Source organism: Kitasatospora sp. NPDC001603, from assembly GCF_040298365.1.
GTDB lineage: Bacteria > Actinomycetota > Actinomycetes > Streptomycetales > Streptomycetaceae > Kitasatospora.
Map to the genome: position 1 here is coordinate 1 of NZ_JBEPAA010000074.1, position 25,000 is coordinate 25,000.

Below are 25,000 nucleotides of genomic sequence, written 5' to 3' on the forward strand. Positions count from 1 at the left end.
GCCTCGGGGCGGGTGGCGTATGTGCTGGGGCTGGAGGGTCCGGCGGTGACGGTGGACACGGCGTGTTCGTCGTCGCTGGTGGCGCTGCACCTGGCCTGCCAGTCGCTGCGGTCGGGGGAGAGTTCGCTCGCGTTGGCGGGCGGTGTGACGGTGATGTCGACGCCCGGCACGTTCATCGACTTCTCGCGGCAACGCGGCCTGGCCCCGGACGGGCGCTGCAAGGCCTACGCGGAGTCCGCCGACGGCACCGGCTGGGGCGAGGGCGTCGGCGTCCTGGTGGTGGAGCGGCTGTCGGACGCACGCCGCAACGGTCACAAGGTGCTCGCGGTCGTGCGGGGTTCGGCGGTCAACCAGGACGGTGCGTCCAACGGTCTGACGGCGCCGAACGGGCCGTCGCAGCAGCGGGTGATCCGGGCGGCCCTGGCCAGCGCCGGTCTGTCGGCGAGTGAGGTGGACGTGGTCGAGGGCCACGGCACCGGCACCCGGCTGGGTGACCCGATCGAGGCGCAGGCGTTGCTGGCGACCTACGGCCAGGACCGGCCGCAGGACCGGCCGCTGCTCCTGGGGTCCGTGAAGTCCAACATCGGTCACGCGCAGGCGGCCGCCGGTGTGGCGGGTGTCATCAAGATGGTTGCCGCGATGCAGCGCGGGACCGTTCCGGCGACGCTGCACGTGGACGAGCCGTCCTCGCATGTGGACTGGGCGGCAGGCGCGGTCCGGCTGGTCACCGAGGCGCAGCCGTGGCCGGAGACGGGTGAGCGGCCGCGTCGGGCGGGCGTGTCCTCGTTCGGGTTCTCCGGGACCAACGCACACGTGATCATCGAGCAGGCTCCCGAGCAGGACATTCCGCGCCCCCGGGCGGACCACCGGACGCTCCCGGTGCTGCCGTGGGTGGTGTCGGGGCGGTCGGGGGAGGGTCTTGCCGGTCAGGCGGAGCGGTTGGCGGCGTTCGTTGAGCGCTCTGATGCTGATGACCTGGACCTGGGTTGGTCGTTGGCGGTGTCGCGGGCGGCGCTGGAGCAGCGGGCGGTGGTGCTGGGCTCGGACCGCGAGGAGCTGCTGGCCGGTCTTGCGGCGCTGGCTGAGGGCCGTGAGGTCCCCGGTGTGGTGACCGGGTCCGTGGGGGGTGCGGGCAGGGTCGGGTTCGTGTTCACCGGTCAGGGTGCGCAGCGCGTTGGCATGGGGCAGGGCCTCTACCAGGCGTTCCCGGTGTTCGCCGAGGCCTTCGACGCGGTGTGCGCGGGTCTGGCCGAGCACCTGGACGGTTCGCTGGCTGGTGTGATCCGGGGTGAGGGCCCGATCGACGAGACGGGGTGGGCGCAGCCCGCGCTGTTCGCGGTCGAGGTAGCCCTTCACCGTCTGCTGGAGTCGTGGGGTGTGGGCCCGCAGGTGGTGGCCGGTCATTCGATCGGTGAGCTGGCGGCGGCGCATGTGGCGGGGGTGTGGTCGCTGGAGGACGCCTGCGCGGTGGTGGCCGCGCGTGGCCGGCTGATGCAGCAACTGCCGTCCGGTGGTGCGATGGTGGCCGTCGAGGCGACGGAGGAGCAGGTTCTCGAAGCGATCGCGGGTCGTACCGGTGTCGGTATCGCGGCGGTGAACGGCCCCAAGGCCGTGGTGATCTCCGGCGTCGAGGACGAAGTGCTTCAGGCCGCCCAACAGTTGGCTCAGGCGGGCGCGCGCACGAAGCGTCTCCAGGTTTCCCACGCCTTCCATTCCCCATTGATGGAGCCGATGCTGGAGGAGTTCGCCCGCGTCGTCGCCGCCGTCAGCTACCGCACTCCCAAGCTGACGATGGTCTCCGCCCTCACCGGCCTCCCGGTGACGGACGAGGTCACGGACCCGGCCTACTGGGTGAAGCACGTCCGCGAGGCGGTCCGCTTCCACGACGCCGCACAGGCCCTTCGCGCCGCCGGTGTGCGGACGTTCGTGGAGATCGGCCCCGACGGTGTGCTGTCCGGCATGGGCCCGCAGACCCGCACTGACGACCAGGGCGAGCCCGAGGTCTGGCTGCCGCTGCTGCGTCGCGGCCGTGACGAGCCCCGCGCCTTGATGACCGCGCTCGCGAAGCTCTTCGTGCGGGGTGTGCCGGTCGCCTGGGAAGAGGTCTACGCGGACACCGGTGCCCAGCAGGTCGACCTGCCCACCTACGCCTTCCAGCGGCAGCGTTACTGGCTGACCGCGACGGCGGGCAGCCGCGCCGAGGACCTCGGCCTGGAGAACCCCGGACACCCGCTGCTCGGCGCCGCCGTCACCCTGCCCGCCACCGGCGGCGTCGTCCTGACCGGGCAGCTGTCACTGGCCGCGCAACCGTGGCTGGCCCAGTCGCTCCTCAGGGACCGGGTCATGGTCCCCACGGCGGCGCTGGTCGAGATAGCCGTGCGCGCGGGCGACGAGGTCGGCTGCGGACGGGTCGAGGAACTGACCGTCGAGATGCCGGTCGTGCTGCCGGAGCGCGGCGGCGTGCGCGTCCAGGTGACCGTGGGGGAGAGCGGTCCCGCCGGGCGGCGGGAGGTCGCGCTGTTCGCGCGGGCGGACGACGGGGAGTGGGTGCGGCACGCGTCCGGCACCCTGGCCCCGGACGAGCCCGGCGAGCCGGCCGGCCACTCCGGAGCGGACACGGCGGCGTGGAGCGTGCAGTGGCCGCCGGTGGGTGCCGAGGCGGCCGACGTGGACGCGATGTACGCGCGGCTGGCGGCGGCCGGGCTCGGCTACCGGCCGGCGGTCCGGGCCGCGTGGCGGCGCGGCGACGAGGTGTTCGCCGAGGTGGCGTCGGCCGAGGGGACCGAGGTGTCCGGGTTCGGGGTGCACCCCGCCCTGCTGGACGCCGCGCTGCACCTCGTCGGCCTGGAACAGGACGCCGAGGAGGGCCCGCTGCTGCCCCTCGGGTGGGCCGACGTGACGGTCCACGCCTCGGGCGCCCCGGCGGCGCGCGTACGGGTGGCGCCGTCGGCCTCGGGTGAGGGCGTCTCGGTGGCCCTGGCCGACCAGTCCGGACAGCCGATCGTCTCGGTCGGCTCGGTGGTGCTCGGAGCGCCGGCCGCCGGCTTGCTGGACCGGGCCGCGGGGGCGGTCGGTGACGGACTCTTCCGGGTGGACTGGGTGCCGGTCGCCGCGCCGGAGACGGCCGGCGAGCCGGGTCGGGCGTGGGCGGTGCTGGGCGACGACGGTGGCCTGGCCGTGCCCGGCGCCGCGGCGTACGCGGACGTGGCGGATCTGGTCGCGGCCGTGGAGGCGGGGGCTGCGGTCCCGGACGTCGTGCTGGTCTGCGGCGTTCCCGGAACAGCACCCTTCGGAACGACCACCGGCGAAGGCGCGGGCGTCGTCCCGGCCGCGGCGCGAGCCGCCGTGCTGCGTGTGCTGGCGGTGCTCAGGGACTGGCTGGCGGCGGGCTCGCTCGACGGGACGCGGCTGGTCGTGGTGACCGAGCGCGGTGTGGAGGCCGGCTGCGGCGCGGGCGTGCGACTGGACAGCGCGGGCGTGGTCGGACTGGTGCGGGCGGCGGCCGGTGAGCATCCGGAGCGGATCGTGTCGGCGGACGTGGCGGAGCTGGCGGGCTCCGGGCCGCTCGTCGTGGCCGGAACGGCGCTGGGGGAGCCCGGGTTCGCGGTGCGGGACAGCACCGTGCGAGTGCCGCGGCTGACGCGTGCGGCCGATCAGGACCGGCAGGAACCGGGCGAGCAGGCCTCCGACCGGAACGACCGGAACAACCGGAACGACCGGAACAACCGGAACGACCGGGACGACCGGGACGACCGGCACCGGCTCCCCACCACCGACCGCCCGCGCACCGTCCTCGTGACCGGCGCCTCCGGTGCCCTGGGCGGTCTGGTCGCCCGGCACCTGGCGGCGAGCGGACAGGCCGGACGGCTCCTGCTGGCCTCCCGTCGCGGCCCGGCCGCCGCCCAGCTGTCCGCGCTGGCGGCCGAGTTGGCCGGTGCCGGGACGAGCGTACGGGTGGTGGCGTGCGACGCCGCCGACCGTGCGCAACTGGCGGGCGTACTGAACGGCGAGCCGCTCACCGGGGTCGTCCACACGGCGGGTGTTCTCGACGACGGTGTCGTCGGCTCGCTCACCGACGACCGCGTCGAGCGGGTCATGCGGCCGAAGACCGACGCCGCCTGGCACCTGCACGAGCTGACCCGCCACCTTGACCTGGACACCTTCACCCTCTTCTCCTCGGTGGCCGGTGTCTGGGGCACCCCGGGGCAGGCCAACTACGCGGCCGGCAACACCTTCCTGGACGCGCTGGCCGCCCACCGGCGGCACGAGGGCCTGCCCGGTGTGTCGCTGGCGTGGGGCCCCTGGGAGCAGGGCATGGCCGGTGAGCTCACCGAGGCCGACCGCCGTCGGATGGCCCGGCAGGGCCTGAAGCCGCTGTCCGCCTCCGAAGGGCTCGCGCTGCTCGACGCGGCCGCGCACGCCGTCGACCCCCTGCTGGTCGCGGCCCGGCTGGACCTGCCCGCGATGCGTCGCCCCGGGAGCGTCGTGCCGGCGCTGGTGACCGGGCTCGTCCGCCCCGGTCGGCGCTCGGTGGGGCGCGGGGCCGGTCCGGAGGGCGGGAGGAGCCTCCTGAACCAGCTGGTCGCGCTCCCGCCGGAGCAGTTGGAGGGCGCGGTCCTGAACCTGGTGCTGACCCAGGCGGCCCTGGTGCTCAACCGGCCGGGCTCCGAATCCATCGAGGCCGGCCGGTACTTCCGTCAGCTCGGCTTCGACTCGCTGACGGCGCTGGAGTTCCGCAACCGGATCAGCGGCGCCCTCGGGCTGCGGCTGCCCGCGGCGGTGGTCTTCGACTACCCCACCCCCGCGGAGCTGGCCCGCTACCTCCGGGACCGGGTCGCCGAGCAGGAGATCGACTACGAGCCGGTGCTGGGCGAGCTCGACCGGCTCAAGTCCCTGCTGACCGCGATCGCCCGGCGGGGCGGCGGCCAGAACGCGAAGATCACGAGCCGTCTCGAACTGCTCCTGGAGGAGTTCCGCGGTGCGGACGCGAACGGCGCGCCCTCCGACGAGGACATCATCGGGGCGACGGACGACGAGATCTTCGACCTGATCGACAAAGAGCTGGGGATCTGAGCGGTCGGGCAGCAGCGGGAACGCCGGCGGACCCAACGGACTGGTAACGGGTAGAGGAGTGACGTGATGATTTCCGCGGAAGGGCGTACGCCTGCGGATCCGGCTGACGACGCGGGAGTCTCCCCCAGGGAAGAGGCGCTGTGGCTGCTGGAGTCGCTGGTGCCGGGCACGCCCGTGAACAACGTGTCCGCGGCGTTCGCCGTCGCGGGCCGGCTGGACCCGTTGCGGCTGGACGCGGCGCTGGCCGTCGTGCTGCGGGGCCACGCGGCCCTGCGCACCGTCTACCGCGCCGACGGCACCCGGCTGACCAAGCGGGTGGTCGCCGCGGCCGACTTCCGGCTGGAGCTCGTCCAGGTCGTCCTGGCGGGCGAACCCGGCGAGGCCGACCTGGCATCGGTGGCCGCCGCGCCGTTCCGGCTGGACGGGGGGCCGATGCTGCGGGCGGTGCTCCTCCGCTCGCCGGAGTCGGACGTCCTCTGCGTCACGGCGCACCAGCTGGTCTTCGACGAGGTGTCCGTCCCGGTGTTCCTGGCGGACCTGGCCTCGGCCTACGAGAACGCCGACGCCGACACCGACAGGAACGCACCGCCCGCGCCCGTGCCCGGCTGGGCCGAGCCGGACCCGACCCCGGAGAGCCTCGCCCACTGGCGCGCGGAGCTGGCGGGCGCGAGCACCGACACCATGGAGCTGGCCTGCACCGAGCCCGAGCCGGACCGCCCGACGCTGGCGGCGGCGCAGCTCGACCGCACCCTGCCGCCCGGTACGGTGGCCGGGGTCCGCCGCCTCGCCGAGGACCTCGGCGTCCCGGAGTCCGCCGTCCTGCTGGCCGCCTACTACGTGCTGCTGGAGGCGTCCGGCGCCGGGCCCGACCTGCTGGTCGGGTGCCCGGTCGATCTCCGGCCGCCGCACGCCGCCCGCACGATCGGGTACCACGTGACCCATGTGCCGCTGCGGCTGCGACTGGACCGGGCGGAGAGCGTCCGCGCGCTGGTGCGCCGCAGCGGCGAGCGGCTGCGCACGGGCGCGGCGCACGCCGACGTGGCCGTGGACGCCCGGGCGGACCTCATGCCCGCGGCGCGGACCGGCCGCTGGTCGCTGCCCTTCCGGCACGTGTTCCACCACCGGACGGCGAGCGGCGCCGCCGCGCCGGCCCTGGACGGGCTGCCGGTCAGGCCGGTCGCCGTCGGGAGCGGCTTCGGCAAGTTCGACCTCCAGCTCTGCGCCACCTCGACGGCGGACGCCGTCTCGCTGCGGGCCGTGTACCGGACGGAGCTCTTCGAACGGGCCCATGCCGAGCTGCTGTTGGGCCGATTCGAGGCGGTGCTGGCCTCCTTCGCCGAGGACCCGGACCGCGCGGTCGGCGACGTGCGGTGCTGGAGCGACCGGGACCACGCGATCATCGGCGCGGCGAACGACACCGCCCGGCCCGTGCGGCCCGGCTCCGTCCTGGAAGCCGTCCACGCCCAGGTCCTGCGCTCGCCCGACGCGGTCGCCGTCGTCGAGGGCGACCGTTCGGTGCGGTACCGGCAGCTGTGGAGCGCGGCGCACGCGATGGGCGCCCTCCTCCGGGGCGCCGGGGTCCGGGCCGGCGACGTGGTGGCGACGGCCCTTCCGCGCGGGCCCGAACTGGTCGCGTCCGTCCTGGGGGCGTGGCTCGCGGGTGCGGCGTACCTGCCGGTCGACACGGCCCACCCCGAGGAGCGGATCCGCCACCAGCTCTCCGACTCCGGCGCGAAGGTGCTGGTCGCGGGCCCGGCCGGGGCCACGGGCGGGACCGGTGGCCCGGAGCAGGCGGCCGGGACCGGCCCGGTGGTGCTGACCGCGCCGGCCGTCGAGGACGCGCCGGACCGGGTGCCGGCCGAGGCCCGGCCCGCGGCGGTGGATCCGGCGGCCTGCGCGTACCTGATGTACACCTCGGGCTCGACCGGCCTGCCCAAGGGCACGCTGGTCGACCACGCGGCGCTGGCCAACGTGGTCGCGCACTTCGCCGAGCAGTTCGGCGCGGCGGCCGGTGACACGACGCTGTGGACGACCACCTTCGCGTTCGACATCTCCGGCCTCGAACTGTTCGTGTCGCTCAGCTCCGGCGGCCGGCTGGTGGCCGCCCCCGACCGCGCCAGGAGCGACGGCCGGGTCCTGCGGGAGCTGATCGAGCGGTACGGGGCACGGTTCGTCCAGGCGACGCCGACCACCTGGCGGCTGGTGATCGACCGGGTGGCGGACTGCCTGCGCGGCCGCGGCGTCGTCGTGGGCGGCGAGCCCGTGCCGCTGTCCCTCGCCCGGCGGCTGGTGGCGGCCGGTTGCGTGCTGCACCACGCTTACGGGCCGACCGAGACGACCATCTGGTCGACGTCACGCGTCGTCACCGAGGCGCCGGCCGGCCGCCTCGACGTCGGCGCGCCCATCCGCAACACCCGGGTCCACGTGCTCGACCGCCACGGCCGCGAGCTGCCGGTCGGCGTCCGCGGTGAGCTCTGCATCTCGGGCGCCGGGGTGGCGATCGGGTACCACGGCCGGCCGGACCTCAACGCCCAGCGCTTCGGCGAGCACCCCGGGTTCGGCCGGTTCTACCGGACGGGCGACGTCGCCTGCTGGCGCGCGGACGGCCTGCTCGACCTGTTCGGACGCAGCGACCGGCAGGTCAAGCTCCGGGGCAACCGCATCGAACTCGGCGAGATCGAGGCGACCCTGCTGGCGCACCCCGAGGTCGGCGGCGCCGCGGTGGTCATGGTCGGCGACCCGAGCGCGGACGCCGTGCTGATCGGCTGCCTGGAGCCGGCCGCCGGGCCGATCGACACCGGGAGCGTCTGGGCGCACGCCCGCGCCCGGCTGTCCCGGTCGATGCTGCCGGGGGACCTCGTGACGGTCGACTCGCTGCCGGTCAACGGCAGCGGGAAGGTCGACTACCCCGCGCTGCAGCGAATCGTCGAGGCCCGGCGCGCGGCCGCCACCCGGTCCGGCCCGGACCGCCCGGAGCGGCGCGACGTCGACGACCTGACGGCCGAGCTGACGGGGCTGTGGCGGAGCATCCTGCGGGACGAGGCGCTCGACGCCGACACCGACTTCTTCGCCAACGGCGGGAACTCCATGCTCGCCGCGCTGGCGATGCAGGAGTTCCAGAACATCAGCGGGGTGTCGGTCAGCCTGGCCGAGGTGTTCGAGCGCCGTACGCCGCGGGAACTGGCCGCCGCCGTCCGGGACTCGGCACGGGCGCAGGCGCCGGCCGGCTGACCGTCCCGCGCACACGGCAGCGGCCCTGCGGGAGGACGTCCCGCAGGGCCGCTGCCATGTGCTGTCCGGCTGCCCGGTGCTCAGTCCTCGCCCTGCCCGTCGGCGCCGAGGTAGGTGAGGACGGCGCGGACCCGGCGGTTGGTGTCGTCGTCGTTGGCGAGCCCGAGCTTGGCGAAGATCGCCGTCGTGTACTTGCTGATGGAGCCCTCGCTGAGGAACAGCTGGTTGGCGATCGCCGTGTTGGAGAGCCCCTCGGCCATCAGCGCGAGGACGGAGCGCTCCCGTTCGGTGAGGGTGGCGAGCGGGTCGGCCCGCATCGGCCGGCCCAGCAGCTTGGCGACCACCGTGGGGTCGAGCGCGGTGCCGCCGTCGGCCACCCGCTGGACCGCGTCCATGAACTGGTTGGCGTCCAGGACACGGTCCTTGAGCTGGTAGCCGATGCCGCCGTGGCCGTCGGCGAGCAGCTCGCGCGCGTACAGCTGCTCCACGTGCTGGGAGAGGATCAGTACCGGCAGCCCGGGGACGACCCGGCGGGCGGAGAGCGCGGCCTGGAGTCCTTCGTCGGAGAACGTCGGCGGCAGCCGGACGTCCACGATCGCCGCGTCCGGTTTGTGGGTGACCAGCGCGTCGAGCGCGGCCGGCCCCGAGTCGACGGCCGCGACGACGGTGTGGCCGTACGCCTCGACGAGGCGCACCAGCCCGTCGCGGAGCAGGAAGAGGTCTTCGGCTACGACAATTCGCACGGCACCGCCACGGTGATACGAGTGGGTCCACCGGCCGGGCTGTCGATCTCCAGACGTCCGCCGAACGCCGCCATGCGGCGCTCGATGCCACTCAGCCCGGACCCTGTGGATGCGGCCGCTCCGCCGATTCCGTCGTCGCTCACGGTAGCAGTCAGCAACCGTGCCGCGTAGTTCAGTTCGACCTTGACCCGCTCGGCGCGGGAGTGCTTCGCGACGTTCGCCAGCAGTTCCGCGACGGAGAAGTAGACGGCCGACTCGACGGGGCGTTCGGGCCGGGCCGGCACCTCGCTGAAGACGTTGACCTTCACCGAGGAGTCCAGGGCCAGGGCCCGCAGGGCGTCGACCAGTCCGCGTTCGGCGAGGACGGGCGGGTTGATGCCGCGGACGAGCGAGCGCAGCTCGGCGAGCGCGGTGGCGGAGGTGGCCCGGGCCTCGGCGAGGATCGCCTTCGCGGCGTCGGGGTTGGTGTCCACCAGCTGCTCGGCGGCGCCCATCGACATCCCCATGGCCACCAGCCGGGCCTGGGCGCCGTCGTGCAGGCCCCGTTCGATGCGCTCCAGCTCGGCGGCCTGGGTCTGGGTCAGGTCGGCGCGGATGGCCTCCAGCTCCTCGACCCGCCGCCCGAGCCGGGTGCTCGGGACCGGCCCGAGGAACCGCCGGGCCATCGGGCCCAGGATCCGCCAGGCGAAGGGGGCGCCGGCCAGGCCGGCCACGATCACGGCGACGCCGTAACCGGTGAGGGCGGGCGTCAGCGCCATGTACCCGCCGTAGCCGAGCGCGAGCAGCGGCAGGGCGGCGACCGGGAGCACGGTGACCGAGGCGACCAGGGACCAGACGCCGTCCCAGTGCAGCTGCGGGTCGTGGAACCGGGCGTGCACCTTGGCCCGCCGGCGGGCCTCCCGCTCGGACTTGTGGTACTCGTGGCCGTCCCACCAGAAGCCCGTGGCCATCCTGGTGACCGGCGGGACGGGGCGGTAGGCCACCCGGATCTCCAGGTCGAGCCACTTCTTCGCGCAGTGGCGCGCGCCCCTGGCGAGGGCCCGGCTGGTCAGCGGGTGGACCACCCAGAGCGACACGGCGACCCACAGGACCACCACCAGGGTCTCCCCGAGGGTGGCCAGCGCGCGGACGGCCAGCGGGGCGGACAGCCCGTCGGACCAGGAGTAGGCGAGGGCGGAGCCGGCCACCGCGACGGGCACGGCGACCAGGGCCATCACACAGGTGAGGCCGGTCAGCACCACGGACCGGTACAGCCCGAGCCCGATCCCGGCGCCCCACCGCAGGGGATTGCCTCCGAGCGGTATCCGCATCTGCCAGTTCCTTTCGCAAGGGTGATCATTGTGTCAGCCGGGCGCCGGTTCCTCAGGCGGTACCTGCGAACGTACGCCGGGCGGGTCCCCTACCGGGGCTGCCGGTACGCCACGCGCGCGGGTGTCCCGCGCGCGCCGGGGGCCCGGACGCCGGATGGCCGGATGCCCAGGGGGGTCCGGCCATCGGAGGGGCGGAGCAGGTCCTCAGCACGTCACTTCTTGTCGGGGGCGGGGAAGACGGCGCTCAGCGCGGAGCCGCGGGTGAGGACGGCGACGCCGATCAGGGCCAGCGCGGACAGGCCCTGGAGGACGGCGTACCAGACCGGGCAGAGGCCGGGGATCAGGTCGACGACGATGATCGCGATCGGCATGATCGTGGAGAGGGTGCGCACCCGGTCGAAGGCCTTGTAGGAGCCCTGGGCGGCGCGGGCCGTCATCCGGTGCAGCAGGAAGGTGATCAGGAAGAGGATCGCGCCGCGGATCCACATGAACGGCGAGGCCTCGTGGCCGGTGAACGCCATGACGGCGACCGTGCCCAGGACGATGGCGCCGACGGCGCCGAAGAGCGTGATGCACTTCTTCACGGTGTCGAATGCGTCCTGCGTGCGGGACTCGCCGAGCTGCGCCGCCGAGGCCGTGATGTCGCTGGTGTTCGCCATGGTTCCTGCTCCTTCGTGTCGTTGTGCTAACGACATTACGGATCGCCGGCCCGCCCCGACATGGGTCTGTCCGTACGGGTGGGTGGGTCTGGACCCACTCCCCGCGGAGCCCTCCCGAGCAGGCCGTTCGACTGTTCAACTGCCGCACGGCCAAGGGCGATTGGGATTGTTACGATCATGCGCAAGGCCAGGGCCGGGTGCGCTCCCCCGAAGCACCCGGCCCTTCCCTCTTCCGGCCGGGCCGACCCGGCCCCGGGGGAGAGCGGAACCACCGCGCGCGCCTCGTCGAGGGACGTCGAGGAACCGAGACCGGAGAAGAACAGGAATCCCGAACCCCAGAGAAGTGAGGGTGATCATGAACGACAACGGTGCACCCAACGTGTTCCTCACCGGCGCCCCCGTGCTCACCGGTGCGGAGCGGCTGCGCCACGTGGCGGATACCGGTGCGACCAAGGTGAAGGTCCCGCTCGGCAACCGCTACGAGCACTTCGAGGCCAGTTCCGAGACCACTCTCGTCGACGACCGCGAGCTGCGGGTCTTCGTCTGGACCCACAGCACGTACGTGGCCGAGTAGCGCGACCGGGACGCCGAACGACCCGCACGTCGACGGCGTACGGCAGAGCGGAACCGTGCACCGTAGCCGTGCACCGACCGGGACCGTCCGGTCGGTGCACGGCTCCGGCGTGTCCGGGGTCCGCGGGCGGCGGCGTCGATCGGCCGGCGAACCGTCGGCGAGCCGGCGGAGCGCGGCGGGTGCGAAGGGCGCGGCGGGACGGACGGCGAAGGCCCCGCAACCGCCCGGACGTGCCGGGCCGTTGCGGGGCCTGAGAGCCGTGGAGGTCTCGGGTGGTGCGGCCGGACCGTCAGCCGGCGGTCCGGGCGCCCGCACCCCGGAAGTGCTCGACGAGGACCTGCATGACGTCCTTGCTCCGCTCGCTGATGAAGAAGTGCCCGCCCTCGAACACCCGCAGGTCGAGCTCCGCCGTCGTGTGCTCGGCCCAGGCCTTCGCCTCGTCCAGGGTCGTCTTGGGGTCGTTGTCGCCGGTCAGCACGGTGATCGGGCTGTTCACCGTGATCCCGGGCGCGCAGCGGTAGCCCTCGACCGCCGTGTAGTCGGCCCGGAGGGCGGGCAGCGCGGCCCGCATCATCTCCTCGTCCCCGAGCAGGGCCGACGCGGTGCCGCTCAGCCGGCGGACCTCGGCCAGGATGGCGTCGTCACTGCGGAAGGTGTTCTCCTGCCGGACCGTCGACGGCGCGCGGCGCCCGGAGGCGAACAGCCGCACCGGAGCGTGCCCGTCGGCCTCCAGTCGACGGGTCAGCTCGAACCCGATGACGGCCCCCATGCTGTGGCCGAGGAAGGTGAGCGGGAGTTCCGGCTGGCGCCGGAGCACCTCGTAGAGGCGGTCGACGAGGACCGCCAGGTCGTCGATGGCCGGCTCCATCCGCCGGTCCTGCCGTCCCGGGTACTGGATGGCGAGGACGTCGACCGCGGGGCTCAGTGCCGCCGAGACCGGAAGGTAGAAGGAGGCCGAGCCGCCCGCGTGCGGGAGGCATACGAGTCGGGCGGTCGCGTTTTCGGCAGGGTGAAAACGTCGGCACCACAGTTCATCTCCGGGCGAAGGCCGAGACATGCCACTCCAGAAGGTCGTCATACCGGATTGTCAATTGAACCCGAACATAGCGAATTGCCGGAACGGCGGCAAGGAGATCGGCGGGCCCCGCCCCGCGTTATCCGCTCAACTGGCGAGCGGGCGACAGTTGAACGGTGGCCGGGCGGCTGGCCGACTGGTATTCCTTTGAACCGAGGGAGCGTGGCTGCCTGTTGCGTTGCCCCGATGATCCCGGTTACTGTTCCAAAATACGCGGCGACATTGAGAGGTGACGTACGTGGGACACAAGTTCTCTCTGGTGCTCAGTCGGGAGATCTCCGACGAGGAATCGACGATCCTGCAGGACGCGGGTTTCGCCGGCGCGACTTTCTCGACCGATGCGCTTCCGACCAACGCGGAGGTCCCGGTCACGAGGATCGAGTTCGACGACGAGGTCGCGCCCTCCCTGGCCGAGGCCATCGAGTCGGCCCTGGAGACGGTGAAGACGGTTCCGGACCTCACGGTCCCGGGCCTCAGCGTCCCGGCGGTGCCGCAGGCACCGGTCGAGGAGGCGGCCGCCGAGGCGGCCTAGCCTGTCGGCACGAGACAGAAAAACCGCCCAGGTGGCGGTGGGTGTGAACGCGGCGGAGCTCCGGCCGAGGGTGAACTTTCGAGTCACCCCGACCGGAGCTTCGCCGCGTTTTCCGTGCGGTCGGCGGCCGGCCGCCGCGGCCGTCCCGTCGAGCACCTCCGGCCACGCCGTGGAGCACCCCCTGCCGTCCCGTCGAGCACCTCCGGTCCTCCCCGGGCAGGGGCCGGCCGCGGCCTGAGCAGGCCGGTAGGAGGGGGGAATCGGGGGGCCCTTACATCCGGTGAGGGGACCCCTATATCCCCAGGCGGAAGCTTCCGGGGCGGTGTCCGGGGCTGCTAGCGTGCGGTTCTGGTTAATCCGATCGAACGCTATTGACTTTTGGGGGTCGGTGCGACGTTCCTCCGGCTGTCGACCTGCCGGAACAGACAGCTTCCGCTTCCGCTGCAAATGACTCGACCGAGTTGTCATGGGGGTGCAGTATGGGACTTCTAGCCCACAGTGTCATGCCGCTCAGAATTGATGAGCACTGGATTGGCGAGTCGGAAATCGTCTCGGTTCCGATCATGCAGATCCTGCCCGGGGACTCACCGCGTCTGGAGGGTGAGGACAAGATTCACGTCCTGCGGCTGGCGGCGATCGAGAGTCCGCTGCCGCCGATTCTGGTCGACCGGCGGACGATGCGGGTGATCGACGGAATCCACCGGCTGATGGCGGCCTCCCTCAAGGGGCGCCACACGATCGACGTCAGGTTCTTCGACGGCAGCAGCGAGGAGGCGTTCCTCAAGGCGGTCGAGTCGAACATCGAGCACGGCCTTCCGCTGTCGCAGGCCGATCGCAACGCGGCCGCGCTGCGGATCCTCAAGTCGCACCCCACCATGTCGGACCGCGCCGTCGCCAAGTCGACCGGACTGGGCGCCAGGGCGGTCGCCGAACTGCGCCGCTCCTCCGACTGCGTGCCCGCCTCGAACTTCCGGGTGGGGCGCGACGGCAAGGTCCGACCGCTGAACGGCGCGACGGGGCGGCTGCGGGTGGCGGAGCTGATCAGGGAGAACCCCGAGGCCTCGCTGCGCCAGGTGGCGCGGTCGGCCGGCGTCTCGCCCGCGACGGCGCTCGACGTGCGCCGGCGGCTGGAGCGCGGGGAGGGTCCCGTGCCCTGTCAGCGGACCCCCGCCGGCACCCCGGCGGGCTCCGCCCGGGACCAGCAGCCGGACCGCACCCCGGTCGTCGTCGGTCCGCCCTCGACCGTCACGCTGGAGAAGCTCATGCGGGACCCGTCGCTGCGGCAGAACGAGCTGGGCCGGCGGCTGCTGCGGATGTTCAAGGAGAACGTGCTGGGCGCCAAGGAGATGTCGGACATCTGCGCGTCCGTGCCCTCGCACTGCATCGAGCTGATCGTCCAGCTCTCCCGTCAGAACTCCCAGATCTGGGAGGACTTCGCCCAGGAGCTGAACCGGCGGGCCCAGGTCGTCGCCGCCGAGTAGGGCGGCAGGGGGGCCGGACGGTGTCCGGGGGCGCCGCGGTCCGCGCGCCCCCGTGCGGGCTCAGGCGGAGCGCCTGCTGATCAGACCGAGGAACGCCTCCAGGGCGTCCTGGTCGACGCGGAGGTTCTCGGCCAGGACCTGGTGCCGCGCCAGCAGCGAGGTGACCTTCCCCAGGGCCTCGTCCGTGCCGGTCACCACGACGTGGTCGCCCTGGCGGTTGACGCCGCTGACCTCGGGCAGCCGCGCCAGCAGGCGGTGGTCGAACGGGGCGGAGGGGCGGAACTGGATCCGCTGCCCGCTGCGGACGCGCTCCAGCAGCCTGGCCGGCGTGTCGGTGACGGTGAGCCGGCCCCGGTCGATCAGCGCGACCCGGTCGCACAGCCGCTCGGCCTCCTCCCAGGAACCGGTGACCAGCAGGATGGTGACGCCACTGGCGCGAACGGCCTCGATCAGCTCCCAGGTGTCTCGCCGCGACCGCGGGTCCAGCCCGGTGGTCAGCTCGTCGAAGACCGCCACCTTCGGGTTCCCGACCCGCTCCAGCGCGCTCGCCAGCACCTGGTCCGGCCGCTGGTCCGGCCGACCGGACGCCGGACCGGCCACCTCGGTCCCGTTCCCGGCGGTCTCGGTCCCGTTCCCGGTGGTGAAGCCGAGCGCGTCCATGAGCCGCTGCCAGTCGCCGGGGTCGCGGTAGAACGAGCTGAAGAGCGACAGCGCCTCCGCGATCCGCGGGTGGTCGGGTGCCCGGTCGTCCTGGAGGCGGGCGTCGATCTGCCGCGTCACCCCGGTCCGTTCCGGCCGGGGATCGCGGCCGAGCACCTCGATCCGGCCGCCGTCCCGGTCCCGGAGCCCTTCGAGGCATTCCAGGATCGTGGTCTTGCCCGCACCAGCCGGCCCGAGAATCCCGAAGATCTCACCTTCCTCGACGGAGAAGGAGACGTCATCGACCGCGACCCGGTCACCGTACGTCTTGTGCAGGTTCCGCACCTCGATCACCACGGACATCGGTTGTCCTTTCGAATGCTGGCTGCGCGTGCCGGTGTCGGCCCGGACTGGAAAACCTACGGTTCGCCCGGCCGCCCGGCCACCCCGCTATGCCCCGTACGCAGTGGGCCTACCCCCACCGGCTTTCCTGACTGTTCGATTTCAAGACGCCCCAGGGATATCCCGCCGAATCGATTCCGTGCACAAGACGATCGGTGGAATGGGCAGGAGGAGGGAAAACGATCGGAAATCGCCGAGTCCGGGGGAGGGGCGAGTGTGCTCCCGGCGGATCGGTCGAACGGACCGGCGAGCGGAACGACCTCGGTGCACGAACCACGGGAAGGCGGGGGACCGGACACCGGGCGCCGGCCGTGCGGTGGCGAACCCCTGACTTCGCGACGGGCACCCCTGTTCCGGGGCCCGCGAACAGGGGTCGCGGACGCGGCCACCCCTAAGGGGTGGCCGAGTGGCTCCTGGCCGCCGCCCGCGCGCCCTACTGTCGGAGCCGAAGGTCCCGGAGCGACCACCGCAGTGGACGGCGTCGAGCGGACGCTACCGAACCGACCGCCGGAGGAGCCGTGAGCAGCATGCCGTCCCCAGCGGCCGAGCGGCCGACGGGCCTGCCCGCCGTCGCCCGGGCGCGGGGGCACGCGACGGCCCTCGGCCGGCTGGCGGTGCTGGCCGTCCTCGTCCCGCCCGCGCTCGGACTGCTCGTCACGACCCTGATCGGCTTCGTGCTCTGGTTCTGCCTCGGGGTCTTCCCGCTGTTCCCCGCGGTCACCGGACTCACCAGGGCGGCGGCCGGCCTCGCCCGGCGGCTGGCCGGGGCGTGGTCCGGGGTGCCCGTGCCGTCGCCCTACCTGCCGCGCCCGGAGCCGGAGCGCCCGCCGCCCCTCCGGAGGACGACCGCGGGGGAGCACCAGCGGAGCGGCCGGCCCACCGGGGACACCCGCACCGTCCGCTGGCTCTGGACCGACCCGGCGACCTGGCGGGACTACCTCTGGGTGCTGCTGAACCCGCTGATCGGCGGTGCGACCGCCGCCGTCCCGCTGCTCCTGGTCGGCTGCGGCCTGGCCGGCCTCGCGCAGCCGGCCCTGCACACCGCCCTCCTCCCGCTGGACGGCGCCGACACCGCGCTCCTCGGCTTCGCCCTGGCGGCGGCCGGCCTCGGTCTGGCGGAGCGGGTGCTACGCCTGCACGGCCGCTGGACCCGCGCCCTGCTGGGGCCCACCGAGCGGGCCGCGCCGACCGGCCGGGGCGGGCCGCCGGTCGGGGGCCGCCCGGACCTCGGCGAGGCCCGGGCTCCCGAACTGCGCCGGATCGAACGCGACCTGCACGACGGCGCCCAGGCCCGGCTGGTCGCGGTCGGCCTGCGCCTCGGCGCGGTCGGGGCGCTGATCGACCGCGATCCGCAGGCGGCGAAGGAGCTGGTGTCGGAGACCCAGGCGAACGTCGTCCGGGCCCTCCAGGAGCTGCGCGACCTGGTCCGGGGCATCCACCCCCCGGTCCTCGCCGAGCGGGGACTCGTCGCTGCGGTGCGCGCCCTCGCCCTGGACGTCCCGCTGAAGGTCGAGGTGCGGGCCGACGTCCCCGGCCGGGCCGAGGTGCCGGTCGAGTCGGCCGTCTACTTCGCCGTCAGCGAGGCGCTCGCCAACGCCGTGAAGCACGGCGGTGCCCGGCGCGCCAGCGTGGAGTTCTCGCACGCCGCCGGGCGGTTGCGGGCCGAGGTGGCCGACGACGGCCACGGCGGCGCGGACCCCCGGCTGGGCAGCGGGCTGCGGGGCATCCAGTGCCGGCTCGCCGCGTTCGACGGCACGCTCACGCTGAGCAGCCCGCCCGGCGGCCCGACCCGGCTGACCATGGAGCTGCCGTGCGCGCTGTCCGCGCCCGGGGCCGCCACCTCGGGCGGGGCGGGCCGCCCCTGCCGCTGACCGCCCACGGGTGCGCGGCCGCCCCGGGCGCCGATCGCGAGAATCCCGCACCTAAGCGGGGCTTTAGCGGTCCGCGCGACCATCGGGGCGTACGACGGGCCCGGTGTGCGGGATCCGCAGGACCGGAGACGACCCGAGGGGGGTGTCATGGCACGTTCCGTCAGCTTCACCGGGCGCGCGCGGGCCCGGGCCGCCGTGCGCTGCGCTCCGGGGCGTCGACGGACCCACCGCGCCGCCACCCCTCACCGCGCCGCGACCCCTCACCGCGCCCTCCCGCAGGCGCGCGGCCCCGCAACGACCCACCCAGTTCTGGAGCGACGAGCATGACCGACCCTGGAAACTCCACGATCGGACCGCCGGTCGGCCGGCCCAGGCGGGTGGCCGCCCTCGGCGGATCCTGGGACGGGGTGCGCGCCGACCTGGCCGCGTACGGCACCGCCGTGGTCCACGCCGATCTCGCCGACCTGGTGCCCGTCCCGCCGGGAGGCGGGGAACCGCGCGGGCCGCTCGACCGGGACCGGTCGCGCTACCTGGACCTCGCCCACCCCGAGGTGCGCCACCGCCACGCCGCCTCCAGGGCGCTGCTCGAACACGCCGCCGCCGCCCTTCCGGACGGTGGCCCGGACGCCCCGGAGCTGGCGTACGGCCCCACCGGCCGGCCGTACCTGCGCGGCTGCGACCGGGTGGACATCAGCCTCAGCCAGGCCGACGGCCTGCTGCTGCTGGGCATCACCACCCGGGGCCTGATCGGGGTGGACGCCGAGCCCGCCGAGCGCCCGATGCACCAGGGCGGCCTGAGCCGCCAGGTGTGCACCGCGTACGAGCTGATCACGCTGGCGGCGCAGGCCGAGGAGGAGCGCAACCCGGCCCTGGTGCGGCTGTGGACCCTCAAGGAGGCGTACCGGAAGGCGACCGGGCAGGGCATGCGGTTCGACTTCACGGAGTTCGGCTTCGGTCCGGACGGCCGGCCCGTCCCGGTGCGGCGACCCGACGGCAGCACCGGGACCGGCGAGGAGTGGGGGTTCCACACCTTCGAACTGGACAGCGGGTACCGGGTCGGCGTCGCGGTCTACGACGCCGGGCCCGGCCCCCTCGAAGACATGAATATGACAACCGGGCCCGACCACGACCGCGCGTGATGCGAGCCCGTGCCCGGTCAGGCGGGCGGCTTCGGCGGCGGTTCGGCGCCCGCCGGCTCCTTCCCGAGCAGACCCGCCATCGCCACGTTGTACCCGGCCTGGAAGCGGCTGGTGGCCTCCAGCTCCTCGGTGATCTCCGATATGTGACGACGACAGGTGCGCACCGACATGCCCAGCCGGCGTGCCACCATCTCGTCCTTGTAGCCCCGGGCCATCAGCCGGATGATCGACTGCTTGAGGTCGTCCGTGGTCGGGGTGTCGTAGACGAACGGGGTCGCGCTGTCCCACAGGTGCTCGAACACCGCGCAGAGGAAGGCCACCAGGGTCGGCTCACGGACGATCGCGGCGCCCGTCGACTCCTCCTCGTCCGCGGTGCGCACCGGCAGGAACACCGTCTCGCGGTCGTAGATCAGCATCCGGTCGATCACTTGGTCCGCGGTGCGGATCTCGGCACCCATCGCGGTGACGTCACGGACGTACGCCTTGGTCGGGAGGTCGCTGCGGGCGGTGTGCTGGTAGATGGTGTGCATCCGCACCCCGCGCTCCAGCATGCCCTCGGCGGACTTGCGCGCGGCCGGCAGCAGCGTGGAGGGGCGGGCGCCGCCCGGCTGGACGGTGAGCACCTCCTTGCGACAGGTCTGCCCCAGGTGGTCGAGCATGTTCTGGATCGCGTCGACGTCGGTGACCACGTCGAACGCCTCGAACCGGTTGCGCAGCCGGCGGCCCTCGAAGTACAGGGGGCTGAGCGACAGCAGCTTGCTGCGGACGTCGGTGACCGCCTGCCGCAGGTCGCGGATCTGATGCTCCGCCGGCCCGACCAGGTCGGCCGCGGCCACGTCCGGGCTGACCGGCACCAGGACGTTCGGGTCGCCCGGTCTCGGCTGCAGCAGGTGCATCAGCCGCAGCACCTGCTCGATGCGGCTGACCTCGGCCTCGTCCAGTTTCAGCACGGCGGCGATGGCATTCCGGTCGAAGCGGCCCGACTCGACGGCGTGTCCATAGGCGCTCGCACTCAGATCGTCTAGTTCGGCGAAGCCGGTCTGAAGCTGTGGGTGTCCGAACACTCTGAAGCCCCCGTCGGAATGCGAAGTTCCTGCCATGCAACTTTACGCCATGGTGATCCGCTCGGACCGGGCGTTGTCCGCGCGGCAGAGTAGAGCCCAGGCAAGCGGTGAAAGGCTGTGCGGCCGTCGCCCTGCCGGAGTTTCCGACCTGTTCCGACTGCTTGGGGGACAAGATGAAGGTCTCGACCATCAGGATTCGGGTGGCGGCGAAGAGCGCCCTGCTCGCGGTGGGTGTCGCAACCCTGCTCGGGCTCGGCCACAGCTCGGCCTCCGGCGTCGGTGTCACCGGCCCCGGAGACGACCGCTGGGGGATCACCCACCTCATACCGTCCCCCGTCGCGAGCGACGACTGGGGCCTGAAGAAGGAACTGCTCATCAAGGCCGCCGACGCGCGCCTGGGCTTCAAGGTCACCGCGTCCGAGGACGACGACCGCTGGGGCTGATCCCCCGCGAACACCCGTCGGACCGGCCGGGGGTGCGGGGCAGTGCCCGGATGTCCCCGGCCCGGCCGGCGGCCGACCGGCGCGGCCCCGCCCGCCGGCTGACGGACCACCGGGGCGGGCGCGGTGAGTCGTTCCCCGCCCGCCGTTCCGGGCCGCGCGCTCCACCCGTCGTCGGTGGGTCCGCCGCCGCCCGCCGGAGCGCGCCCCCGCCCGCCGGTCACGACCCGCTCCGAGCGCCCCGATGTGCGTACTCCCTCGCCCCGGCGCTCGCGCCGCCGCCGGTGCCCTCCCCGGCCCGCGGCCCGCGGCGCTCTCCGGTCCCGGCCCGCACGTCACGCACCGGGTGGCCCGGCGGCCCGCCGTCGAACTCCGCGCTGCCGCGGCCCGCCCGGTCGTCGCCGCCGACGTGGGCCGACCCGCCGCCGCCCGTCCCGGACCTGACGGCCACTCGCCCCGGACGCGGCGCCCGGCAGCCTCCCGCCCGCCGGTGCGCCGGCGCCCGGGTGCCACCCCTTCCCCGAAACCCGCCGGAACCACCGCGTCCGGTCGCGGCAGGCCGGTCCGCGCGCAGACCGCGCGCAGGCCGGTCGGCTCGTAGGCCGATCGGCGGGCAGGCCGGTCCACACCCAAGTCGGTCCGCGCGCAGGCCGGTCGGACCCCGCCGTACCCGACCCGAGCCCTCGTCACCCCACCCCGGACAGCCCCCGTCGAGGCGGGGGGAAGTTGTTGCCGTGCAGCTTTCGGACGGCCCCCGGCAGCCCGTCCGGGCGGCCCCGCCTGCCTAGACTCGAACCGCCGGCGGATCACTTTCCGGCTGGCAAGTCTCAACCGCGCCCACGACTCTCCGGCGATCGCCGTGAGGCGGGCGCGCCGACCGTGACGCGGACGAAGCCGGGGGCCGAAAGTGCTGATGGACCGTGAACGAGAACTGGCCGTACTGGACTCCGCCCTCGCGGACAGCCTGCAGGGAACCCCCAGGATCGTCCTGATCGAGGGCGCGGTCGGCTGCGGGAAGAGCGAACTCGTCGAGACGGTCGCCGAACGCGCGGCCGCCTCCGGTGCGGTGGTGCTGCGCGCCATCGGCACCGCCGTCGAGCACGACCTCCCGCTCGGTGTGCTGGGCCAGCTGCTCGCCGCCGCCCCCGCCGGATCCCTGCCGGACCCGGCGGGGGCGCCGGACCCGTCCCGGATCGACGTGATGCAGTCCCTGTGCGCCGCCGTGCACCGGCTGGCCGAGACCACGCCGGCCGTGATCTGCATCGACGACCTGCACCACATCGACGACCTGTCCTGCCAGTACCTGCTCCACCTGGTCCGCCGCACCCGCGCCGCCCGCGTCCTGCTGGTCTGCACCGAGTCGGTCCACGAGCGCGGCGACGACCCCGTCTACGGCACCGAGTTGCTGCGCCAGCGCAGCTTCGTCCGGATCCGGGCCGAGCGGCTGCGCCCCGAGGCCGTCGACCGGCTGGTCCGCACGGAACTCGCCGCCTCCCCGGCCGACGGCAGAACCCCGCCGCCCGCCGACGCCGCCGGCGGCAACCCGCTGCTGCTGCGCGCCCTGATCGAGGAGCACCGGGCCGGCGGCCGCGCCCCCGAACTCGGCGGCGCCTTCACCCAGGCCGTCCTCGCCTGCCTGACCCGCTGCGGACCGGTCGCGCGCCGCCTCGCCGAGGTGGTCGCGGTCCTCGGCGAGCTCGGCTCGCGCGAACTGGCCGTCCGCCTGCTCGGCGGCACCGACGGCGCCGTCGTCCGGGGCAGCGCCACGCTCGGCGCCGCCGGCATCCTGGACGGCTACCGCTTCCGCCACCCCGTCGCCCGGCAGGCGGTGCTCGACCGGATGGACCCGGACGACCGGGCCGCCCTGCACCGCCGCGCCGCCGAACTCGCCTACCAGGACGGCGCCCCGAGCACCGCCGTGGCCGCCCAGCTCCTCGCCGTCGGCCCCACCGAGCTGCCGTGGGCGGTGGCGGTGCTCTCCACCGCCGCCGAGCAACTGCTCGCCGACGGCGCGACCGACCGGGCCGCCGCCTGCCTCGAACTCGCCCACCGCGGCCGGGCCGACGACGAACAGCGCGCCCAGTTCCGCACCATGCTCGCCGCCATCACCTGGCGGACCAACCCCAGTGCCGCCGAGCGCAGCCTCGCCGGACCGCTGGAGACCCTCAGGGCCGGCCGGCTCGGCCCGGCCCGGCTCGGACCGCTCGCCCGGCTGCTCACCGAACAGGGCCGGATCGACGAGGCCGGCCAGGCCCTGGAACGGCTGGCCGCCGCCCGCGCGGCCGAGCGCGCCGGACAGCCCGCCCGGCTCGGCCGCGGCGCCGACCCGCTGGACGGCCTCTCGGCGTTCCCCCGGTGGGCCGGCCCGGCCCCGTCGGCCGCGGGCGCCCGGCCCGGCGAACCGCTGCCCGCCCGCACCCAGGGGCCCGCCACCCTGTGGGCGGTCCCCGAGTACACCGCGGACGGGGCGGCCGGGGCCGCGGCCGAGACCTTCCTGCGCGGCGCCACGCTAGGCGACGGCACCGCCGCCCCGATCGTGCAGGCCGTCCGGGCGCTGCTCGCCACCGACGGCCCGGCCCGCGCCCTGCCCTGGTGCCAGGTGTTCCTGGAGGAGGCCGTCCGGCGCGGCGCACCCGGCTGGCAGACCACCTTCACCGCCCTGCACGCCGAGGCCCTGCTCCGGCAGGGCGACCTGGCGGGCGCCCAGCAGCGGGCCGAGGCCGCCCTGGCCTTGCTGCCCGAACGCGGCGGCAGCGTCTACGCCGGGGGCGTGGCGGCCACCCTGATCCGGGCCGCCACCGCCGCCGGCCGCCACGACACCGCCGCCCGCGAACTCGGCCGCCCGCTGCCCGAAGGCCTGACCGGCAGCATCCACGGCCTCGCCCACCTGCGGGCCCGCGGCGAGTACCACCTCGCCACCCACCGCTTCCACGCCGCACTCGGCGACTTCCTCGACATCGGCCGCAGCCTGAAGCGCTGGGGCCTGGACCGGCCGCTGCTGATGCCCTGGCGCAGCGGCGCGGCCGAGGCACTGATCCGGCTCGGCGAAGTCCCGCAGGCCGCCCGGCTCATCGCCGAGCAGCTCGCCCACCGGGACGCCGCCCACCCGTGGATCTGCGGACTCACCCTGCGCGTACGGGCGGGCCTGTGCGAGCCCCGCGAGCGGCACGCGCTGCTCGCCCGCGCGGTGGACGAGCTGCACGAGGCCGAGGACCGCTACGAACTCGCCCGCACGCTCGCCGACTTCGCCCGGGTGCTGAAGGAACTCGGCGACACCAACCGGGCCGGCACGGTCGGCCGCCGCGCCTGGCAACTCGCCAAGGAGTGCGGCGCCCAGGCCCTGTGCGAGCAGATCACCCCCGGCCCCGGCGGACCCGGCGGGCCGTCCGAGGACACCCGGTGCGGGGGCCTCGACTTCGCCGAACTCCACGCCAGGCTCAGCGACTCGGAGAAGCGGGTGGCGATGCTCGCGGTGCACGGCCACACCAACCGCGAGATCGCGATGAAGCTCTACATCACCGTCAGCACGGTCGAGCAGCACCTCACCCGGGTCTACCGCAAGCTCAACATCACCTGCCGGCGGGAACTGCCCGCGGAACTCCACCTGCTCGGCTCGGGCGGCCGGGTGTGACGGCCCGGCGGACCGGGTGACGGGAGTCCGGCACCGCGGTGAACAGCGAGGACCGGCGGCGGGAGCCCCCCGGGCCCGCGGCGTCGGCCGGACCGGCCGACCGCCGGACCGGCCCGGTGCGACGCCGCGCCTACCCACGGAGACACCATGACGACGCACACCGGTCCGCCGGACGCGGCCCTGCCCGAGGTGCTGCGCACCGGCATGCTGGCCCGGGTCGAGGAGCGGCTGCGGGGTCAGCTCCATGCCGAGCACGCTCGCTGCCGGGCCGTCGACCCGCCGGCCGCGGGCATGGTGGAGGCGCTGGCCGACCTGGTCGCCGCCGGTGGCGAGCGGATCCGGCCGACCGTGCTGCTCACCGGCTACCTCGCGGCGGGCGGCGATCCGGCGGGCGGCCCCGCCGTCGACGCGGCGGCGGCCCTCGAACTCCTCGACACCTGCTACCTGATCCGCCGGGACGCCCGGGAGAACGCCCCGCTCCGGCAGGGTGCGCCGACCCTGCACGTCCGGCACGCGGCCGAGCACGAGCGCAACGGCTGGTGCGGTGACGCCCAGGGGTTCGGCGTCGGCATGGCCTCCCTGATCGGGGACCTCGCGACGGCCCTCGCCGACCGGCTCGCCGCGGGCCTGCCGGATGCCGCCCGGCAGGTCTGGCACGACCTGCGGATCGGCCGGCTGGGGGGCAGTTACGTCGATTCCGAGCTGTCCAGCCGCTACCTCGCCGACCCGTGGCCGGCCGACTGCCTCGCGGGCTGCGCCCGAGGCTGCGGCACCGGCTGGTACGCGCTCCAGCACCCGCTGCTGATGGGCGCCGTGCTGGCGGGCCGCGGCGACCTGGCGGTGGTGTACCAGGACTACGCCCGCCTGCTGCACGCCGCCTGGCGGGTGCGCGGCTTCGTCAGCGGCAGCGGGGACCGCGACTGGTACGGCGACCTGCTGCGGGAGCTGCTGCTGGGCGGCGAGGACCCGGACCGCGCCGAGCGCACCATCGGCCACCTCCTCGACCGCACCCGGCGGGTCGTCGCCGCAGCCCCGCTGACCACCGCCTGGCGCACCGAACTCGCCACCCTGGCCACGCGCCTGGCCGCACCCTGACCGGCCCGGCCGACGTGTGATCTCGCCCGCCCGCCGCCGGG

The 25,000-nt window shown here is 74.4% G+C and carries 16 protein-coding genes; 10 read left to right on the forward strand and 6 right to left on the reverse strand.

Going from position 1 to position 25,000, the window contains the following annotated elements:
* A partial coding sequence (locus ABT263_RS31565) for a type I polyketide synthase (protein ID WP_502885893.1) occupies nucleotides 1-5,073 on the forward strand: 5,073 nt, incomplete at its 5' end.
* Nucleotides 5,074-5,139: 66 nt separating this feature from the next.
* Entirely contained in the window at nucleotides 5,140-8,304 is a 3,165-nt protein-coding gene (locus ABT263_RS31570) for a non-ribosomal peptide synthetase (RefSeq protein ID WP_352295574.1), read from the forward strand.
* 80 nt (nucleotides 8,305-8,384) lie between these two features.
* Here the strand turns inward: ABT263_RS31570 and ABT263_RS31575 are convergent, their stop codons facing one another.
* From ABT263_RS31575 to ABT263_RS31585, 3 genes are all read right to left on the reverse strand, one after another.
* Nucleotides 8,385-9,047 (reverse strand): response regulator transcription factor, encoded by a 663-nt coding sequence (locus ABT263_RS31575; RefSeq protein ID WP_329490255.1) that lies wholly within the window; start codon nucleotides 9,045-9,047, stop codon nucleotides 8,385-8,387.
* Nucleotides 9,032-10,357, reverse strand: coding sequence for a sensor histidine kinase (locus ABT263_RS31580; protein WP_352295576.1), 1,326 nt, complete (start codon nucleotides 10,355-10,357; stop codon nucleotides 9,032-9,034). Before ABT263_RS31580 ends, ABT263_RS31575 begins: the two co-directional genes overlap by 16 nt.
* 212 nt (nucleotides 10,358-10,569) lie before the next feature.
* On the reverse strand, nucleotides 10,570-11,016 hold the full coding sequence (locus tag ABT263_RS31585; protein ID WP_329490257.1) for a hypothetical protein: 447 nt from the start codon (nucleotides 11,014-11,016) through the stop codon (nucleotides 10,570-10,572).
* Nucleotides 11,017-11,371: 355 nt separating this feature from the next.
* Here ABT263_RS31585 and ABT263_RS31590 point away from each other — a divergent pair, with 355 nt between their 5' ends.
* Nucleotides 11,372-11,590 carry a DUF5988 family protein gene (locus tag ABT263_RS31590; protein WP_329490258.1) on the forward strand — a complete coding sequence of 73 codons (219 nt, stop codon included), beginning with the start codon at nucleotides 11,372-11,374 and terminating at the stop codon, nucleotides 11,588-11,590.
* Between the two features lie 289 nt (nucleotides 11,591-11,879).
* Here the strand turns inward: ABT263_RS31590 and ABT263_RS31595 are convergent, their stop codons facing one another.
* Entirely contained in the window at nucleotides 11,880-12,668 is a 789-nt protein-coding gene (locus tag ABT263_RS31595; protein WP_329490259.1) for a thioesterase II family protein, read from the reverse strand.
* 235 nt (nucleotides 12,669-12,903) lie between these two features.
* Here ABT263_RS31595 and ABT263_RS31600 point away from each other — a divergent pair, with 235 nt between their 5' ends.
* Together ABT263_RS31600 and ABT263_RS31605 are read left to right on the forward strand one after the other, a co-directional pair.
* Nucleotides 12,904-13,197, forward strand: a complete 294-nt coding sequence (locus ABT263_RS31600) for a hypothetical protein (RefSeq protein WP_329490260.1) — start codon at nucleotides 12,904-12,906, stop codon at nucleotides 13,195-13,197.
* Between the two features lie 563 nt (nucleotides 13,198-13,760).
* Complete coding sequence (locus ABT263_RS31605; protein ID WP_352295578.1) at nucleotides 13,761-14,678, forward strand: ParB/RepB/Spo0J family partition protein; 918 nt, start codon at nucleotides 13,761-13,763, stop codon at nucleotides 14,676-14,678.
* Between the two features lie 60 nt (nucleotides 14,679-14,738).
* On the opposite strand, the gene ABT263_RS31610 is transcribed toward ABT263_RS31605, so the two are convergent.
* Nucleotides 14,739-15,680, reverse strand: a complete 942-nt coding sequence (locus tag ABT263_RS31610; protein WP_352295580.1) for an ABC transporter ATP-binding protein — start codon at nucleotides 15,678-15,680, stop codon at nucleotides 14,739-14,741.
* A 566-nt stretch (nucleotides 15,681-16,246) separates the two neighbouring features.
* Between ABT263_RS31610 and ABT263_RS31615 the strand changes: the two genes are divergently transcribed.
* Together ABT263_RS31615 and ABT263_RS31620 are read left to right on the forward strand one after the other, a co-directional pair.
* Nucleotides 16,247-17,590 carry a sensor histidine kinase gene (locus tag ABT263_RS31615; RefSeq protein ID WP_352295582.1) on the forward strand — a complete coding sequence of 448 codons (1,344 nt, stop codon included), beginning with the start codon at nucleotides 16,247-16,249 and terminating at the stop codon, nucleotides 17,588-17,590.
* Nucleotides 17,591-17,913: 323 nt separating this feature from the next.
* On the forward strand, nucleotides 17,914-18,729 hold the full coding sequence (locus ABT263_RS31620; protein ID WP_352295585.1) for a 4'-phosphopantetheinyl transferase family protein: 816 nt from the start codon (nucleotides 17,914-17,916) through the stop codon (nucleotides 18,727-18,729).
* A 17-nt stretch (nucleotides 18,730-18,746) separates the two neighbouring features.
* On the opposite strand, the gene ABT263_RS31625 is transcribed toward ABT263_RS31620, so the two are convergent.
* The gene (locus ABT263_RS31625) at nucleotides 18,747-19,679 is read right to left on the reverse strand and encodes a LuxR C-terminal-related transcriptional regulator (protein WP_352295587.1); all 933 of its coding nucleotides are present in this window, start codon (nucleotides 19,677-19,679) and stop codon (nucleotides 18,747-18,749) included.
* 287 nt (nucleotides 19,680-19,966) lie between these two features.
* On the opposite strand from ABT263_RS31625, the gene ABT263_RS31630 reads away from it, so the two are divergent.
* The 3 genes from ABT263_RS31630 (at nucleotide 19,967) to ABT263_RS31640 (ending at nucleotide 24,959) form a co-directional block, all read left to right on the forward strand.
* Nucleotides 19,967-20,236 carry a hypothetical protein gene (locus tag ABT263_RS31630; RefSeq protein WP_352295589.1) on the forward strand — a complete coding sequence of 90 codons (270 nt, stop codon included), beginning with the start codon at nucleotides 19,967-19,969 and terminating at the stop codon, nucleotides 20,234-20,236.
* Between the two features lie 910 nt (nucleotides 20,237-21,146).
* Entirely contained in the window at nucleotides 21,147-23,864 is a 2,718-nt protein-coding gene (locus ABT263_RS31635; RefSeq protein WP_352295591.1) for a helix-turn-helix transcriptional regulator, read from the forward strand.
* Between the two features lie 147 nt (nucleotides 23,865-24,011).
* Entirely contained in the window at nucleotides 24,012-24,959 is a 948-nt protein-coding gene (locus ABT263_RS31640; RefSeq protein ID WP_352295593.1) for a polyprenyl synthetase family protein, read from the forward strand.
* Nucleotides 24,960-25,000 lie beyond the last annotated feature (41 nt).